The organism is Roseovarius sp. CAU 1744 (genome assembly GCF_039839345.1).
In the GTDB taxonomy this organism is placed as follows: Bacteria; Pseudomonadota; Alphaproteobacteria; order Rhodobacterales; family Rhodobacteraceae; genus Roseovarius.
Map to the genome: position 1 here is coordinate 74,041 of NZ_JBDOQV010000007.1, position 17,162 is coordinate 91,202.

General features: G+C 59.0%; 18 protein-coding genes. 7 read left to right on the forward strand and 11 right to left on the reverse strand.

What is annotated here, in order from left to right:
• Nucleotides 1-146: 146 nt before the first annotated feature.
• The 9 genes from AAFO92_RS15035 to AAFO92_RS15075 form a co-directional block, all read right to left on the reverse strand.
• The gene (locus AAFO92_RS15035; RefSeq protein ID WP_347536493.1) at nt 147-536 is read right to left on the reverse strand and encodes a DUF3768 domain-containing protein; all 390 of its coding nucleotides are present in this window, start codon (nt 534-536) and stop codon (nt 147-149) included.
• Between the two features lie 87 nt (nt 537-623).
• The gene (locus AAFO92_RS15040; protein ID WP_347536495.1) at nt 624-833 is read right to left on the reverse strand and encodes a DUF6330 family protein; all 210 of its coding nucleotides are present in this window, start codon (nt 831-833) and stop codon (nt 624-626) included.
• 23 nt (nt 834-856) lie between these two features.
• On the reverse strand, nt 857-1,789 hold the full coding sequence (locus AAFO92_RS15045) for a zincin-like metallopeptidase domain-containing protein (protein WP_347536497.1): 933 nt from the start codon (nt 1,787-1,789) through the stop codon (nt 857-859).
• A gap of 40 nt (nt 1,790-1,829) precedes the next feature.
• A complete protein-coding gene (locus AAFO92_RS15050; protein WP_347536499.1) occupies nt 1,830-2,300 on the reverse strand; it encodes a hypothetical protein in 471 nt (156 codons plus the stop codon).
• A gap of 1,218 nt (nt 2,301-3,518) precedes the next feature.
• On the reverse strand, nt 3,519-4,730 hold the full coding sequence (gene repC, locus AAFO92_RS15055; RefSeq protein WP_347536501.1) for a plasmid replication protein RepC: 1,212 nt from the start codon (nt 4,728-4,730) through the stop codon (nt 3,519-3,521).
• A gap of 213 nt (nt 4,731-4,943) precedes the next feature.
• Nucleotides 4,944-5,873 (reverse strand): plasmid partitioning protein RepB, encoded by a 930-nt coding sequence (repB, locus tag AAFO92_RS15060; protein ID WP_347536503.1) that lies wholly within the window; start codon nt 5,871-5,873, stop codon nt 4,944-4,946.
• Nucleotides 5,857-7,050 (reverse strand): plasmid partitioning protein RepA, encoded by a 1,194-nt coding sequence (gene repA, locus AAFO92_RS15065; RefSeq protein WP_009827042.1) that lies wholly within the window; start codon nt 7,048-7,050, stop codon nt 5,857-5,859. Before repA ends, repB begins: the two co-directional genes overlap by 17 nt.
• Before the next feature lie 173 nt (nt 7,051-7,223).
• Nucleotides 7,224-7,793, reverse strand: coding sequence for a recombinase family protein (locus tag AAFO92_RS15070; RefSeq protein ID WP_347536506.1), 570 nt, complete (start codon nt 7,791-7,793; stop codon nt 7,224-7,226).
• The gene (locus AAFO92_RS15075) at nt 7,786-8,331 is read right to left on the reverse strand and encodes an NUDIX domain-containing protein (RefSeq protein ID WP_347536508.1); all 546 of its coding nucleotides are present in this window, start codon (nt 8,329-8,331) and stop codon (nt 7,786-7,788) included. The genes AAFO92_RS15070 and AAFO92_RS15075 overlap by 8 nt, the downstream gene beginning before the upstream one ends.
• A 60-nt stretch (nt 8,332-8,391) precedes the next feature.
• On the opposite strand from AAFO92_RS15075, the gene AAFO92_RS15080 reads away from it, so the two are divergent.
• Entirely contained in the window at nt 8,392-11,280 is a 2,889-nt protein-coding gene (locus tag AAFO92_RS15080; protein WP_347536510.1) for a Tn3 family transposase, read from the forward strand.
• A gap of 59 nt (nt 11,281-11,339) precedes the next feature.
• Here the strand turns inward: AAFO92_RS15080 and AAFO92_RS15085 are convergent, their stop codons facing one another.
• Entirely contained in the window at nt 11,340-12,221 is an 882-nt protein-coding gene (locus AAFO92_RS15085; RefSeq protein ID WP_132446245.1) for a recombinase family protein, read from the reverse strand.
• Between the two features lie 227 nt (nt 12,222-12,448).
• Here AAFO92_RS15085 and AAFO92_RS15090 point away from each other — a divergent pair, with 227 nt between their 5' ends.
• The gene (locus AAFO92_RS15090) at nt 12,449-13,516 is read left to right on the forward strand and encodes a hypothetical protein (RefSeq protein ID WP_008335981.1); all 1,068 of its coding nucleotides are present in this window, start codon (nt 12,449-12,451) and stop codon (nt 13,514-13,516) included.
• 329 nt (nt 13,517-13,845) lie between these two features.
• Here AAFO92_RS15090 and AAFO92_RS15095 read toward each other — a convergent pair whose 3' ends face one another.
• Complete coding sequence (locus tag AAFO92_RS15095) at nt 13,846-14,247, reverse strand: helix-turn-helix domain-containing protein (protein WP_008335980.1); 402 nt, start codon at nt 14,245-14,247, stop codon at nt 13,846-13,848.
• A 96-nt stretch (nt 14,248-14,343) separates the two neighbouring features.
• Between AAFO92_RS15095 and AAFO92_RS15100 the strand changes: the two genes are divergently transcribed.
• From AAFO92_RS15100 to AAFO92_RS15120, 5 genes are all read left to right on the forward strand, one after another.
• A complete protein-coding gene (locus AAFO92_RS15100; RefSeq protein ID WP_176244179.1) occupies nt 14,344-14,751 on the forward strand; it encodes a mercuric transporter MerT family protein in 408 nt (135 codons plus the stop codon).
• A 12-nt stretch (nt 14,752-14,763) separates the two neighbouring features.
• Nucleotides 14,764-15,069, forward strand: a complete 306-nt coding sequence (locus AAFO92_RS15105; protein ID WP_009807473.1) for a hypothetical protein — start codon at nt 14,764-14,766, stop codon at nt 15,067-15,069.
• Nucleotides 15,070-15,091: 22 nt separating this feature from the next.
• Nucleotides 15,092-15,388: a hypothetical protein gene (locus AAFO92_RS15110; protein ID WP_222481190.1), complete on the forward strand. Its 297-nt coding sequence runs from the start codon at nt 15,092-15,094 to the stop codon at nt 15,386-15,388.
• A gap of 97 nt (nt 15,389-15,485) precedes the next feature.
• Nucleotides 15,486-15,716 (forward strand): mercury resistance system transport protein MerF, encoded by a 231-nt coding sequence (gene merF / locus AAFO92_RS15115; protein ID WP_050759304.1) that lies wholly within the window; start codon nt 15,486-15,488, stop codon nt 15,714-15,716.
• A 63-nt stretch (nt 15,717-15,779) separates the two neighbouring features.
• Nucleotides 15,780-17,129 carry an NAD(P)/FAD-dependent oxidoreductase gene (locus AAFO92_RS15120; protein WP_008335974.1) on the forward strand — a complete coding sequence of 450 codons (1,350 nt, stop codon included), beginning with the start codon at nt 15,780-15,782 and terminating at the stop codon, nt 17,127-17,129.
• Nucleotides 17,130-17,162 lie beyond the last annotated feature (33 nt).

Sequence of the window (17,162 nt, forward strand, 5' to 3'; positions counted from 1 at the left end):
CAGGTGGGTGAGGTGTGGCCCGCGCGCGCTTGCGCGTGACCAATCCCCGGCTTCAGGGATCACCACGACAAAAGGCCCACTCTCCCTTTGAGGGGCCAGTGGGCCTTCATTGCTTGACGTGTAAGGTTTGGGGGGTGTCCCCTCGCCTACCAGTCGCGCGCCAGCATGATGGTCAGCACGCGCATGGTCGTGGCAGGATTGTCCGGGGTCTCGGCCCCGTAGCGGAAATCCGAGTCTGCTTCATAGAGATCGATTTTCCAGAACACGGTCTCGCCACGGATCTCGATCGCGCCGAAATCGTGCCGGCCTTCCGGGTCATTCTCAGGCTCGAACGTGGCAAACTCACCGGTTGCCTTCACCGCCTCGGCCATGAAGCCGTCACCGGCCTCCATAAGCGAGCGGGTGACATGCATCCGGCCCTGGATGGGCTGCGTGGGCGGCACCCCGAGGCACGCGAGCTTGCGAAACGCGTCGTTCTGCGCCGCGATCACATTCGGATCAGGGCGGTCTGTCTGGGGTTGTGCGGTGATGGTCATGGGGCATTCCTCTGTGAAGTTGAAACACCCAATCCAAAGCCTGCTTTTTCTTTTCCGCCTGGCGGCAGGACCGAAGCAGAAAGTGCCCTACCCGAACAGCCCCTTGGGTCTGTAATTCGGGTTGGGGATGGTTTCGATCCAGCCGCCTTGTTCCTTGATGCTCTCAAGTGCTGCCGAGAGCGGATAAGCGCCCTCGTACGGGCTCCACCAATAGGCACCGCGTTTGAAGGTGATGATCTTGCGGCGGCCGTCTTCGAAGCAGGCCACCCGCAGCGTCTTGGATTCCTTGCGTGACATGGACGTCTCCGTTCTCCGTGTGGTCAGGCCGCCTTGGCGCTGCCACCTGCCCTGCCCGCCTCCGATCTGGCGATCAGGTAGTCGCAGGCGCGCTGCGCGTCCGCGGCGTGCCGGAAGATCGCTCCCTTGTCCGAGCGCAGGACACGCAACCAGTTGTGGAGGTAGGCGGCATTCATCTCGAGCGTATGCGCCGTGAAGCCGAGCGTCTGACCCAGGAACACCGAGGCCAATTCCGCGACGATCTCCTCGCGCGCATAGGACGTGTTGCCAAACTTCGAGAACCCGAAATCACGGTTCAGTCGATGGGGGGCTTTCGTGGCATGGGCCAGCTCATGTGCCCACACCCCGTAGAAATTCCGCGGGTTCTCGAACCGCGTGATGGACGGCATGTAGACCTTGTCCACGGGCGGCAGGTAGTACGCTTCCGTTCCCGTGAAGACGGTCGTGATGTCGATGGCGTCGAAAAACGCCTGCATGTGCGGGATGGGTTCGGAGGGTGGATGTTCAGGCGCTGGCTCCGGGTCGGGGTAGAAACTGTCGGGCAAACCCTCGATCTGACAGGCATTGAACACGCGGTAGGATTTCTGGAAACGGAAGACGCGAGGATCGTCTGCATCACCATCGTCATGATCGTCGTCCCCCTGCCCCCGGGTTCGGCTCTGACCATAGTAGACCACCACGGAGGACTTCTCGCCCTTGCGGACCTTGGCATCCAACGCATTGGCTTGCGGCAGCGTCATCCAGAAAGGTGAGCTGTGGCCCGCCATCACCGTTCGCATGGTGAGCAGGAAGTTGTTCACTCCCTGGTAGGGTTCACCGCCCACGCGCAGGGGGCGCGAGCTGCCACCTGCGGTCCAGGGCTTTCGCCACGGCAGCACGCCGCGCTCAATAATACGGATGATTTCGTTTGTGATGGCCTCGGAGGCATCGAATTTGGGCGTGCGGGATCGGGCCATGGCTGGCCTCCTTTCGAGTTTTGGTGAGAGGAAATGGTGATCAGATTGACTGACGGGGCCGCGGATGGTTGGCGATCCTCGCGCCGAGCTCTTCGACCATGTCGATGTAGTCGGTCAGCGACACGGACCTGCCGGGACCCCAAGGTTCAGAGTCGCCCGCTCCGTCCCGCGCCACCCGCGGCAGGTTCGCGAAGGCGATGACACCGGTGACGGGTCGGATATCGATGAACGGGGTCCCTCGTGCGACAGCAAGAGCGGCCAAGGGAAAGCGCTCGATCGGCGCGAAGGTCGAAACGGTGGTCCAACCAAGATGGAGGAATGTCCCGCCCTCTCCGCAGATCACATGGGCATTCGGCAGCGTCGCTGCCTGCCTGAGATAGCCGAGATCTCGCAAGACGGTCTGGCGTTCGAGCCGCTGTGCCAGCGCCGTCTGGCCAGTTCGGTGCAGCTCTATATGCCGCCACCAGGAGGCAGCGGTCGCGCGGAGCACGCGCAAGACACCTGTTTGCATCGGAATGCCCTTCATCAGGAACGGCAGACCGGAACCCGGCCCGGACCCATCTGAGGGACCCCAAAGGCCCTCATCCGTCAGTCACAAAACCCGAAGAACACTTTTACTTTTCGTGGGCCAAACCCATGAAACACCCAACCTCCACGGAACTGTACTGGCGCGACGGGATGAGAACTTCCACAGGGCCTATCGGCTAGACCTGTGGCGGTTTCTTCTTCACGAGATAGCCCAGACCGCTCAATCGGCCCGCAACTGCCAACTTCTTCGTAAAGCGCGCTGATCCTTTGGCTTCCCGTCGATGTAGCGGATCGGCATCCTGGAAAGGGAAGCCATTTCGATGAAGGCTATTATGGGCATGATTTTTCATCGCGAATACCAAAAACGCAATAACCTATTGTTATTAAATCGTTTTCCGCCATCGGACGGATCAGATCATTCCGCAGCCAACATCAAAGCACTCTTTTGAAGAGTTCGGGTGTCATGAAATCAAGAGATTGAGTTGCAACCGCTGTTCTGCGATGTCCTCGTCGTCCACTACGACCAAATCAGCGGAACGCGGGACCGCTGGCAACCAGCTGCTGCGCTTGAGGAGCCGATTGCCTCGCTGGCCATGTCGCCATTATCGAAGTGACTGAGAAGTTACGGGGTCCCCTTCCCCGCGCGCGGGAGTTCGAGGATCGAGCCCTTGGTCAAACGGTTTTGGCAACCATCGATCGTCTGCTCCTTGTGCGCTACGGCCCGTAGCCACGATATCATGCAACAGACATCCACAACCTACCTCTCAGGCACTAGCACCGATGAAGGCCAAGCGAATATCCGAGGCCAGGACCCAAATCGCCGTCAGCAGGCGCCGGAAAGCGTAGAGCCAGTTATTGAGGGTATTCATCATCAGATCTCAGACATCGAAAAGGGCAGGGGCCGCGGAGGCGCGCAACTGCTAGGTTGGCTGCAGCGCAACGATCTGTATGTTCTTCGGTAGCCGCCTTGGCGCTACTAGCAGCGATGGTCACCAGCTGAGGTTTCACCATGGTGATCGGGATGCCCTCGTCATCAGATCTTCGCCGCGACGAAGGCGAAAGCCACTTTCACGATCTCAAATACCGCCATACCTCAACCCCCCAACTTTTCTTTCTCAGGCACCGTTTGTGTGCCGAGAGCCTACTTAACAGCTGTTAAGTTATGCCATGCCAGCCGCACGCGATCGGAGTTTAACAGCTGTTAAGCCGCGTTCCGCCGGCCAATCAATGCCATGACCATTGGGCCACAGGAAAACTCGCCTGCCGCAGCTTTGGTAGTCAGAGCTCGCAAGTATCCACCAGGCGATCTTATGTCGGCGAAGCGTTCCAGCATCGCAGCAACGACGATCGACGCTTGCTCCGGACCCATGAACCGCTGTGCTTCTTCCCATGCAGACGCACTGATCCCCATGGCTGGCCGCACATGGCACGCCGCATCGAAAAGCTGATGCCAATGCCGGATCTCACCTTGGTAGAAGGTCTTAAGCGAGGGGCATGCCGCTATCACTAGGTGGAGCGGGATCTTTGGCAGATGTCTTGTGTCCTGTTCATCAACGTCAGCCACCGGCTCATTCGTATCCACATCTGGCACACCCGCCGCCGCCTCGCTTTTTTCTAAAGCAGGTTCAAAATCTATAGATTCTTTATTTGAATTATGATGGTGACGCTCAGATTGGGCATCATTGGTGTTCATTTCTTCTGTTTCAGGGCCATCAATGATGTTGCGTGCCTGGTCAAGGAGAGCTTCAAGATCGGCTCGATAGGCCGCGAGGTCCTCAATTGAAAGCTTGCGGCGAAGCGCGCGGGCTGTGAGGGCAGCCTTGTCGCGAAGCTGATCCCAGAAGCCTAGGCCTGGCTGCATCTCGTCTCCGAACTCGGCGAGGGCCGCGAGATCGCGTCGCATGAGGCTTACGACCTCTCTCAGGCGCCTGACGCGCTCCTCAGCCTCACGTATGGCCTCTGCGGCCCGTGCTATCTCCTCAGACTGGCAGTAGAGCGGGGAAAGATCGAAGCCAAAGGCGACGCGGTCTTCGCCGTGCTTGCGGACGTAGCGCTTCCCATTGGGGCTATCGCGCCGCTGGAGCAAGCCAGCCTCGACGAGACGCGCGAGGTGACGACGCATCGTTGAGCACGGCATGCCATTGAGGCGCTCGCAGATTGCCTTGTTCGAGGGGAAGACGACCATCTCGGCGTTCCCGCCAAGCGCATCGTCCGGAAAGAAGCTGAGGAGCCCCTGCAAAACAGTCAGATCACGTTCCGAGACCCCAAAGGCCGCTTGCGCCTTGGAGAGCTCGCGCAGGAGTTCCCACTTGTTAACGGGTCTGGCCGGAACAGATGCCTCGGGTCGCTCGATGACGCGCAAATGAGCGTGCGAAATCGGCCGCATAAACGGCGAAATTGGTGTGTACTCCATGAAAATGTTCACGAAGACAAAAATTCTAGGGCCCGCGAATCGCTTTGCGCTTGCGGGGTAGGGGCCAGAACGCTACATTCAGAAGTGCGAAAACTGAGATTTTGTAGCGGGCTGATCCCGGTGCGAAACCTTACAAAGGTCTCGTGAAGCTAGCTTCTCGGGGCCTTTTTCTTTTTGCCTGTATCGTGCCTCCTTCTTGTTGGTTGCTCTTCCTCAGTCTTCTGAACGCTTCCAGCGCTCATGAAGCTCGGTAATCAGCTTTGGGGCATTGCCCTCCAACCAGCTGATAAAATCAGGTTCATCCGTAGTCAGATCGAGTTTAAGCTGCTTGCCTTGGCGGCCGGTCTTGACCGTCGCAGCTCCGACACCGGGGATCGCCAAAGCAGGCACACCCTTTCTAGACGGGCTTACTTTCTTCTCTGCGCTCTTCGCAGCTGCCAGAACTGCGAGAAACGCCCGCTCAGAAACCTCATCGACCGAGCCGGAACTGTCGGACTTGGCTGCATGAGCTATGGCTAGCAGTTGGTCCCGATCACCGTCGTAGGCACCCATAGCCTTTTTGAGCTCTTCCCATCTCGGGCGACCAATCCCAGGAGCTGCACCAATTGCCTGGATGAGATCCTCACCGACCGTCCGAACGACACTCAAGAGCTGTGAAACCCCAGCTTCGTGGAGGTTAAGGACTTCGGCGACACCACGATTGGTGCGCTCAGCACCTTCCAAATGGTCGCCGTCCAGAAGCGCCGTCGCTACAAGCGCACGTTCAATAAAGCTCAGATCACGACGCTCTTGGTTCTCGAGAAGCTGATCTCGAAGCGCTTGATCACCTTCAACCTCTGTGACGATGGCTCGAACTTTGATACCGAGTTCGCGACATGCTTCCAAGCGTCTGCGGCCATAGATCAGGTTGTAGCGATCGCCTTCCAGTGGGCGGACCAAGACAGGCACACGCTGACCGTTCTTGGAAATAGAGTTCTTCAGGCCCTCAACTTCAATCTGAAGCCTGTCATCCAACCGTCCTTCGGTAACAATCTGCGCCGGATCGATCTCAAAAACACCGCCACGCAGTCGGCGCCCTTCAAGAGCGTCAGGAGCGTTGCGAAGGGTCTGCAGCGGCAGGCCAAGTTTAGGCTTTCTTGCCATTCCGCCCCCATGTGTTCTGGATGATTTCAGCGATCTCATCGTTCACTGCGTTCATAGATTCGATCGCACGATCAAACGTCTGACGCGTGAAGTCCTTCTTGTCAGCTTCGTAGAGCGTTTGCTTGGTCAAGCCGGCATCAGAAATTGCGGTCGACTCAACCATGTGATTGGTCAGGACCGACCTCCCAAAGAGCCCGCGAATGAAGGCGATGACTTCGGTCTGTGGCGCGTCGCCGACTTTGTATCGCGTTGGCAAGAAGCGGAGCCAATCGAAGCGCAGATTTGCGCCTGCATCCCTGATTACTCCCAGGAGATCCGCCGTCATTCGCAGGAATTGGGACATCGACATAAGGTCAAGCATCTGCGGGTGAACCGTCACGAGCACACCCGAGGACGCGGAAAGTGCTGACATTGTCAAGAAACCAAGTTGCGGCGGACAGTCGATCACAACAACGTCGTAGTTCGCTTCAACACTATCGAGTGCGTCATGAACTCTCGCGAAGAACGCCTTTGCTCCGCCTCGCTGGATCGCAGCAGGCGTCTCGTGCTCGAACTCCATGAGTTCAAGGTTGCCCGGGATCAGATCAAGGCCGCGGATGTAGGTCTTGCGGATCACTTCGGCGATCGGAACCGGATCGTCATAGCGAACGGCATCATAGAGGGTTCCGCCCTCCATGAGGTCGAGTTCTGGCTGGATTCCGTGAAGAGCCGAAAGAGATGCTTGGGGGTCGAGATCGATCGCAAGAACTCTGTACCCCTTGAGCGCCAAGCGCTGAGCGAGGTGAGCAGACGTCGTCGTTTTGCCGGACCCGCCCTTGAAGTTCACCACTGAAATGACTTGAAGCTCGTCACCGTCGCGACGCCCAGGCACGTAAGTTCCAGACTTTTTTGCGTTTCCTTCAAGCGTCTGCCGGATTTCCCAGATATCGTCGAGCGTATAGCGGCGATGACTTCCCGCCGTCGTCTCAACGTCAACGATCTTTCCTTCTCGATGAAGCTTCCGAAGATAAGTATGGTCGACGCCAAGGAGCTCAGCAGCTTCGCCGCTGGTCAAAGTGCGCATCACCTTCTTTGCATCCGGTGGGAAGTGCGCAGCGCGCTGAGCATGCAGGTTCGACGCGAGAAGTTCCGCGTAGTGCCCGATGGCGATATCTAGATCTTGTTCTGCTTCGCTCATGTCTGCCCCGATCCGTGGGCGCGTTTTTTATGTGACCGCGCGTTATTTTTCGAGACTATTGCCCGACCAGCCAGATTCGTGCAAGCACTTTCTAGATTTAGTGGCAATCCGTTAAGCCAACACAAGGGGGTCTGTTCCGGCTGGGGGCAGAATGACACCTTAAGGCCGTTTAGCTAGGGCTTCGCTGTTTCCTTGATCAATCTGTAAGCTGTTGATCTTGCGATGCCGAGCTGTTTTGCGGCTTGTCCGGCGGTCATTCCGGCTTGGACGAGGTTTTGCAATGCCAAGACGGTTTCGGCTTCGAGGGGCGGTCGCCCTGGTTTTCGGCCCTGCGCTCTAGCGGCTTCGATGCCGTCCTTTGTGCGTTCTGAGATGAGACGGCGCTCAAAATGGGCGATGGCTCCGAAGACGTGGAAGATCAGTTCCCCGGCGGCGGATGTGGTATCGATCCGCTCTTCGAGGCTGATCAGTCCGATATCTTGTTCTTTCAGGTTTTCGACGGTTTCTAAAAGCTCTTTGAGTGAGCGTCCGAGCCTGTCCAACCGGATGATAGCTAAGCTGTCACCAGGGCGGGCATGGTCCATCAGGGCCGACAAACCCGGGCGGTCGAACTGCTTGCCTGAAACCACATCTTCGAACACGCGAATGGCCCCGGCGTCTTTGAGACGGGTGACCTGGCCAGTCAGGTCTTGATCGGCGGTCGAGACTCTCGCGTAGCCGAGGATATCGCCCACCCTAGCCATTCATCTCAATTTTCAGATGCGGGTTTGGTTCCTTATCGACGAACTCAGCTTTCACAGCAGCCAAGGCTTTTTGCTGCCCAGGGAAGCTAAGCATGGTGTTCGCCTTCTCAAAGCTGACCCACTCATAGGCGTCATGTTCGTCGTTCAACGTGACGGTGGTATCTGTGGGCACCGTGCTGACAAAGACGGGCACCAAAGTGATGCATTCTTTGTCTGCCTCGTAGAATTGCTCAAGGATGTCGGCAGACCAGATTTCCGATAGCTCGATGCCTGTTTCTTCGCGAACCTCGCGTATCGCGGTTTGCCAAGCTTTTTCTCCGTCCTCGATGCCGCCCGCGATCTGACACCACAGACCTGCCAAGTACCCTGTACGGCGGAGAAGCAGCACCTTGGTCTCACCGTCATCGGGTTTGAGAATGAAAATTGAAACGCTGAAGCTTTTGACCGGGAGCATAGATATGTCTTTTAACCGTTCGTTTTTGAGGCAGGTTTCCGGGCAATCCGGACAACCGGTGTTTTGCAACCAAACCTGTCTCATTATTCGTCTTTATATTATGCGCTGTCTCAAAATGATCAACACCATTTTGAGGACAATCCCATGCCAAGACGATCCATCCTGACCGAGCGCCAGCGTTCGGCGCTTTTCGATTTGCCCACCGACGACGCGTCGATGCTGCACCACTACACCCTCGCCGATGATGACCTTGAGCATATCAACGACCGAAGGCGATCAGAAAACAGGATCGGCTTTGCCTTGCAGCTCTGTGCGTTGCGATATCCCGGACGCCTTCTCTCGTCTGACGAGGTCATCCCGGAAAAGGTTCTGCGCTTCATCGCGACGCAGCTTGGCCTGACCGGCGACGATATCTTGCCCTATGCCGCGCGGCGTCAGACTCGTCAGCAACATTTGCACGCCATTCGCCAGATTTACGGCTTCAAGATGTTCTCGGGCCAGGGCGCACGGTGCCTCAAGGCTTGGCTTGAGAAAGAGGCCGAATCGGCCCGGTCCAACGACGACCTGGCGCGCAGGTTTGTCGAGGAATGCCGCCGGACGCAGACGATCCTGCCAGGCGTCACGGTCATCGAGCGTTTGTGCGCCGACGCGCTTGTCGCGGCGGAGCGCAGAATAGAAACCCGGATTGCCGCCAGGCTTGATGACCAAACGAAGGAACCGCTGGACGCACTTCTGACCGAGATCGTCGATGGCAAGATCAGCCGGTTCGTCTGGTTGCGCCAGTTCGAGGTGGGCAACAACTCGGCGGGGGCGTCCCGGCTCCTGGACAGATTGGAATTCCTGCAGGCATTGGCAGTGCTGCCCGGAATCCTGGGGGATGTTCCGCCCCACCGGGTCACGCGCCTGCGCCGCCAGGGTGAAAGGTACTTCGCAGATGGCCTGCGCGACATCACAAGCGACCGGCGTTTGGCGATCCTCGCTGTATGCGCTATCGAGTGGGCCGCCGCTATCACTGACGCTATGATCGAGACCCATGACCGGATCGTCGGCAAAACCTGGCGGGATGCCAAGAAACTGTGCGATGCGCGGATCGCGGATGCCAGATCATCGCTGCAGGAGACATTACGTTCATTTAAAGACCTTGGAGCTGCCCTGCTGGAAGCCAAAGGCGACGGTGCATCTCTTGATGATGCAACAGAGACCGCCTGCGGCTGGACACGTCTCGAAAGCATGGTGTCAACAGCCGCCGAGTTGACCGATACAATGGCCGCCGATGCCCTGGCGCATGTCATTCATGGATATCACCGGTTCCGGCGGTACGCGCCCCGCATGCTGCGTGCGCTAGATATCCAGAATGCCCCCGTGGCCGCACCATTGATAAAAGCGGCCAAGATCATCGCCGAAGATCAGGCCAGTGCGCCCCGCCAGACTGCTTTCCTGCGTCGAAATTCGAAATGGCATCGCCACCTCAATGCCCAGGAGCCCGATGACAACCGGCTTTGGGAGGTCGCTGTGCTGTTCCAAATCCGCGAAGCGTTCCGATCCGGTGACATCTGGCTCCCGCATTCCCGGCGTTATGCCGACTTGAAACAGGCGCTTGTGCCGATGGAGGCTGCCCAAACAACACCTCGCCTGACCATGCCATTCGAGCCGGAAACCTGGCTGGCCGACCGAAAGGCACGGCTGCACGAAGGGCTAGCGAGGTTGGCTAAAGCCGCGAGAACAGGCGCTATCCCGGGTGGGTCCATTGAAAATGGCATCCTAAAAAAAGATCGACTGACCGGGGCCGTGCCTGACGAGGCTGATGCCATGGTACTCGATCTCTATGGCCGCATGCCTGCGGTTCGGATCACTGATCTGCTGCAGGAAGTGGATGACGATATCGGATTTACCGAAGCCTTCACCCATTTGCGCACCGGCGTTCCCTGCAGGGATCGCATCGGGCTGCTGAACGTGCTGTTGGCCGAGGGGCTGAATCTTGGCCTTAGCAAGATGGCCGAGGCGACAAGTTCGCACGACTATTTCCAACTTTCTCGCCTGTCGCGTTGGCATATCGAAAGCGACGCCATCAACCGTGCTCTCGCCATGGTGATCGCTGCACAGTCGGAATTGCCGATGGCGCGGTACTGGGGCAGTGGCATTACCGCATCCAGCGACGGGCAATTCTTCCCGACCACGCGTCAGGGAGAGGCGATGAACCTCATCAACGCCAAATATGGTTCCGAGCCAGGGCTGAAAGCATATACCCATGTCTCCGACCAGTTTGGGCCGTTCGCGACCCAAAACATCCCGGCGACCGTGAACGAGGCTCCCTATATCTTGGATGGATTGCTGATGAACGAGGTCGGTCGGAAAATCAAAGAACAGTACGCCGACACTGGTGGCTTTACGGATCACGTCTTCGCCGTCACCGCGCTGCTGTCATATCGGTTCATTCCCCGTATACGCGATCTGCCCTCGAAGCGGCTGTATCTCTTCGATCCAGCCAATGCGCCAAAGGAATTGCGTGGCCAGGTCGGCAGCAAGGTCAGAGAAAAACTGATCGTCGAGAATTGGCCCGACATCTTCCGCGCTGTCGCCACGATGGCGGCAGGCATTATGCCGCCCAGTCAGTTGCTGAAAAAGTTCGCGTCCTATCCGCGTCAGCATGAACTCGCCCTAGCGCTCCGGGAAATCGGGCGAATAGAGCGCACGCTGTTCATCATCGACTGGCTGCTCGATGCCGATATGCAGCGACGTGCCAATGTTGGTCTGAATAAGGGGGAGGCGCACCACGCCTTGAAAAACGCCCTGCGCATTGGCCGTCAGGGCGAAATCCGCGATAGAACCGCCGAGGGCCAACACTACCGCATGGCAGGTCTCAACCTGCTGGCCACGATCATCATCTATTGGAACACCAAGCACCTCGGCCACGCAGTCTCCGCCCGAAACCGCGCAGGTCTCGACTGTTCACCAGAGCTTCTGGCGCATATCTCGCCGCTTGGATGGGCACATATCCTGCTCACGGGCGAATACAGGTGGAAAAATCGATGACATCCGACCTTAAGGTGTCATTCTGCCCCCAGCCGGAACAGACCCCACAAGTGTCGTGTTCACAGGAGCCCCAACTTTTCCGCACGCTCAAGCAGCATTTTGACCGAAGACGGCTGCCAGCTAGTACGGCCTCGAGGGGTGCGCTCACGCATCGATTCTAGCCGGTCGCAGATCGCCTGCAGTGTGATTTCGGGGTCCGAGCCTTTGATGGCAGCCACGATAGCTGGCAGGCGGTCATCGGTTTCGCGGCGTCCGGCGCGGCCAAGCACTTCATCTGGTAGAAACCCGTCGCGGACATAGGCTTTCACAGCACGGAGTAGGCGGCTTTGGGTCCAGTGCCGGTCGTGGGGCAGGGGGCCATTAATGATTCGCAAAACATCTTCCCAGGCCATATCCGGCCGTAGGCGTCGCACGTGGGGCACCCAATCCTGCGCGGTTTCGTTCAGGCGCTCCATGTAGCCGTCCTGTCGTGCCAGCCGCACCTTGCGCAGCGCGGCGGGATCTTTGGTGCGAAGCCCAGGATTGCCACCAACGCGCCCTTTGGCGCGCGCAGAGGCAAGCCCGGCCTTTGTGCGCTCACGTATCAGCGCGCGCTCGAACTCGGCCGCGGCGCCCAGAACCTGCAATGTGAATTTTCCTTGAGGGGAGGCGGTGTCGATTGGATCCTGCAGCGAGCGGAAGAAAGCTCCCTTGGCCTCCAGACGTTCGATCACCTCCAGCAGATGCGACAGGGATCGCGCAAGCCGGTCGATCCGCACAACGACCAGCGTATCGCCGCTCTGGACGCGTTCGAGCAAACGCGCGAGTACAGGACGCGCGCGATTGCCGCCTGAGGCGTGCTCTTCAAAGATCTCGGCACAGCCCGCAGATTGCAGCGCCTCGGACTGGGGCAGGGGGGTCTGATCCTCCGTGGAAACGCGGGCATAGCCTATCAGGGGCATGAAAACGGGGCCGATTGCAATTTCATATGCCGTTACTAAACGACCGTTTGAAAACGAATGCAAGCAAGTGATCTCTTGTCGTGCTGGTGCACAATCCCTTGGTTTTCTTGCACTGAGCGCGATCTGAGAGGTTCCGCCGACAGTCGCGCGTCCGTACTATATAAAGAGCGCGGGCAACTGCCACAAAATCGCTTGGGTAATGTGCATAATATAGATATTTTGCACATATGAAGCCGCAAGCATCTACTTTTCCTGATGATTTTGACGACCCCCTCATCACCACCGAGGGGGATGTGGGGGCTCACGAGGACGACCTCTGGTTCCTGCCGGGGCCGCTCGAAGAAGAACCGGATGATTTGCCGCCCGGGCCACGGGCAGAACCGTCCGACATTGCTGTCATCGACGACTGGGCAAAGGCGGAAGCGGCTCAGGCTGCGCGGCTGGCAAAGGTGGCTGGACGCCTGGGTGCGCTGGATGACCGCTTGCTGCGTGGCCCGGATGGCTGGCGACACAGACTGGCACTGATCGAGGCGGCAGACCTCAGCTGGCTTGCAGGGGATCGGGTGAGTTCTGACCGCCTCGCTCTTTGGATATCAATGCGATTGTCTGGCGCACAGGATGACCCGAATGCCTTGGCAAGAGTTGGCTGGGCTGTTCGCCGCCTGATGGGTGGTCCGGGTCCAATGGTCGATCTGGCGGCCTTTCTGGACCGCCGCGATCCCGAGAACATCGAGGATGCCACCGAGCGGCTAGAGGAGCGCGCGGGCGGATGGCTGGAGGTGATGAAATCAGCTGTTCATCTACACCCGATCACGCGGGCTTGCATGGGGTTTCACCTCTGGAGCTTGGCGGGTCTCGGGCAACAAGGCGACCAGATCGAAGCAGCCGTTACCGCGGCAAGGATCACGGCCAGCGACGGAAAGGGAGCGAACTTTGCACCACTAGCTATGGGTGGGGCAGGGGGGTTGCGCGCGTCGGGCTTACCACCGGAGCGTCTTGCTCGCTGGCTGGATGGGATGGAGACTGCCTGCCTGACCGCGATGCGGCACTTGGACTATATCGAGACATGGTCAGCGAGGACAGAAGCAGAGATGAGCTCGCTCTCAGGCAAAACTCCACCGGCTTTGCGTGCCGTGCTGACCGAATGGCCGCTCCTCTCCGCACCGATGGCCGAGGCCCTGACCGGCACTAGCCGAGCGGCGGTCCAGCGGAACCTGACCTGGATGGAAGAAAGGGGATTGGTCCGTGAGGTAACAGGGCAGGGAAAGTTTCGAATGTGGCGGACAGCAAATTAGAATTTGCCTAAATGCGAACAAGAACATGCCCAAGCGGGATTTCAGCCATTCAGTTTCCAGTAAAATACGCGACCTTCAGGAGAGGCGCGAGCACCTCGAAGCCGCGGTGCCGGATCGAGCGATAAATCTTGCGGTAACTCTGTGCCTGCACCTGTCCGAGTTGATCAGCTTGGCCGGCTACGGCCTGATTCGTGGAAGCGGATGTCTAGGAAACTAGGGGCACCTCAGAGCGCGGTTTCTTCGCTGCCCGCGATATTGGTCACGGTGTTCCTAGCGCGGAAGCCAAGGACTGTCCGGTTTGATTGCCGCGGATTTCCTCAAGAAACCTTTTAGGCCTCCTCCCTCAGCGCATCTATGACGGGGCATTCGGGCACATCGTCTCCGCTACATTGCGCCACGGTGGACGACAGGACGTGCTCAATGCGCTTGAGATCCGCGATCTTGGCGCGGACTGAAGCGAGATGCGCATTTGCCAGACCCTGCACCTCGCCGCAGGTCTGGGCCCCGCCATCGACCAATGCGAGCAGATCGCGAACCTCGTCGAGCGTGAACCCCAACTCGCGCGCGCGCATGATGAAGCGCAGACGCGCGACATGTCTGTCATCGTAGACGCGATAATTTTTGCTGGAGCGCGGCGGCTCGGGCATGACGCCGATGTTCTCGTAGTAGCGAATAGTTTCGAGATTGCAGCCGGTCAGCTTGGCCAGATCTCCGCGCCTGAGGACCTTCACCGATCTGTGATGATTATTCACACCAAACCCCCTTGAGCCTGTACCAGCTACAGACCCTAGATTGAGATCATCACTGAGGCAAGGATGATTCGAACCATGACTGAAACCACATCCGCCGGCCGCCAGTCGGCAATGGGCGAAACCCCGGCAGCTGACAAAAAGGCATGGGCGACAACCGGGCTCGGCGTACTCGGCGCGCTGGCCATGACCTCCTGTTGCATCCTGCCGCTGGTGCTGGTGAGCTTCGGCGTCACCGGCGTGTTCATCGCCCAGTTGGGCGCGTTCTATCAATATAAGTGGATCACCTTCGCACTGAGTGCCGCTTTCATCGGATACGGCTTTTACAAGGCGTATAGCCCGATCCCGGCCGAAGCCTGCGTTGATGGCACCTGCGCGCGACCGATGAACCGAACACTCATGCGGTCCATTCTCTGGATTGCCAGCGGGATCGTCGCCGTGGCGATGATCTTCCCCTACCTGACCCCCTACATCCTGTCCTACTGAAAGGCGTAACCGATGAAACATCTCTCTCTCGCACTCGCAACTCTCGGCATTCTGGCCGCAATGCCCGCCAGTGCCGAAGAACAGCGCATCAATGTCGGTGTCGCCGAACTGACATGCCCGACCTGCTCGTTCACCGTCGCGGCGGCGATGCGCGGCGTGCCCACGGTCGAAATCGTCGACTTCCAGGAAGGCGAGGAGTTTGGCACGGGCACTTACGTCGTGGCCTTCGACGATCAGGCGGCCAACCCAGACATGATCATCGAGGCGGTTCTGGCCAATGGCTATCCGGCCGAGGTGCTCCAGGCGGGGGAGTCCTGAGCACGGAAGGACGGGTATGGCCATGGATGACAAACATTTGGGCGGGCTTCTGGCCTTCATCATTGCCGCGCCGATCATGGTGATCTGCTGCGGCGGCGGTGGCGTCATCCTAGCCACCATTCTCGGCGGGATTGGCGGGTGGTTGATGGGGCTCGGCGGAATAGCCGCTGTCGTCGCGGCAATTGGCGCGGCGCTGGTTGTTCGCGAGATCAGGCGCAGGGGATCAGCAGGTGTCGATGGCGCACCGGATGAGACTTGCACCAAAACCCGGGCCGCCGGTGAGAGTATCCACCGCCCGGCCGATTTCGCGGCCGAGTAGAGCAACGCACCGGCACAGGTCTTTGGGCTGTTCGGGTCGATCCCGGATCCGGTGGCACCACGCAATTGATGCACCAGACATGAGGAAACAAATTACGATGCCTTCAGACGACACATCTTCGAACGGCCTTTTGAAAGTGGGCATCATCGGCACCATCATTGTGGCGCTCTGCTGCTTTACGCCCATTTTGGTGATCCTCTTCGGCGCGGTCGGCCTGGCCGCCGTCGTCGGATATCTCGACCTCGTGCTGTTTCCGGCACTGGGCATCTTTATCCTGCTGACCATTTACGCGCTCTGGCGCAAGAACGCGCGCGGCTCGGCGTCCTGAGGGAAACTGGGCTGACATCCATCCAAATAGCGCCTCAGACAAAGCATTGAAGAGAAAAACCTTATGACGAAGAGCTACGACCTTATCGTGATCGGCGGTGGAACCGGTGGCAATGGCGTCGCCCGGATGGCGGCGAATGCCGGCTGGAGCGTCGCCAGCATCGACAGCGAGCCCCATGGCGGCACCTGCGCCCTGCGCGGTTGCGATCCCAAGAAGATGCTGATCGCCGTCACCGAGGGCGTCGAGTGGGCGGAAAACATGAAGGGCAAGGGGCTGGAGGCGCAGCCTTCGGTCAACTGGTCCGACATGATCGCCTTCAAGCGCAGCTTCACCGACGCGATGCCACCGCGCATCGAGGCCGGGCTGGAAAAGGCCGGGATCGACGTCTTGCACGGAGAGGTACGGTTTACCGGCCCCGATGCGATCGAGTTGAACGGCGAGACCCTGAGGGCGAAGCATTTCCACATCGCCACCGGTGCCCGACCGATGACGCTGAACATCCCGGGCGAGGAGTATCTCGCCACCTCGACCGATTTCCTGGAACTGCCCGAGCGTCCCGACCGCATCGCCTTTGTCGGCGGCGGGTTCATCGCGATGGAATTCGCCCATGTGGCCAAGCGCGCGGGCGCGCGCGAGGTGACCGTGCTGGAGATGATGGACCGCCCCCTGGGCAACTTTGATCCCGATCTGGTCGCGATGCTGGTCGAGGCGACCGCAGAGCTGGGCGTCGATCTGCGCACCAAAGCGAAGGTGGCGAAGATCGAGAAACAGGGCGACGAAGTCGTGGTCACCGTGGAACGTCACGACGGCACCGAAACGATCACTTGCGATCTGGTGGTGCATGGCACCGGCCGCGTGCCCAACATAGACGGGCTGAACCTCGAGGCCGCTGGAGTCGAATACTCACGCCGTGGCATCAAGGTGAGCGACGCGATGCGCGCCACCAACCCGGCCATTTTCGCGGCCGGCGACTGCGCTGATAGCGGGTTGAATCTGACCCCGGTCTCGGCGGCAGAGGGACGCATCGCGGGGAAGAACATTCTGGGCGGCAAGGACGCGCGGGAGATCAAGTATCCGCCGATCCCGTCAGTGGTCTTCACCCTGCCCATGGTTGCTACCGTGGGCTTGTCGGAAGCGGCGGCCAGGGAGCAGGGGCTGAAGTTCGATGTGCATTTCGAGAAGACGGAGGGCTGGTATTCGTCGCTGCGCGTCGGCGCGAAACACACCGGATTCAAGGTTCTTGTCGAACGGGGCAGCGGGCAAATACTCGGCGCGCACCTGATCGGACCAGGAGCCGAGGAGCAGATCAATCTTTTCGCCATGGCCATGGGTGCCGGGCAGACCGCAAATCAGATCAAGGCGATGATTTTCGCTTATCCCAGTTACGCCTCCGACATCGGGTCGATGGTGTGAATTGAAATTTGACCGCCGCCAAGATGGTGGCGC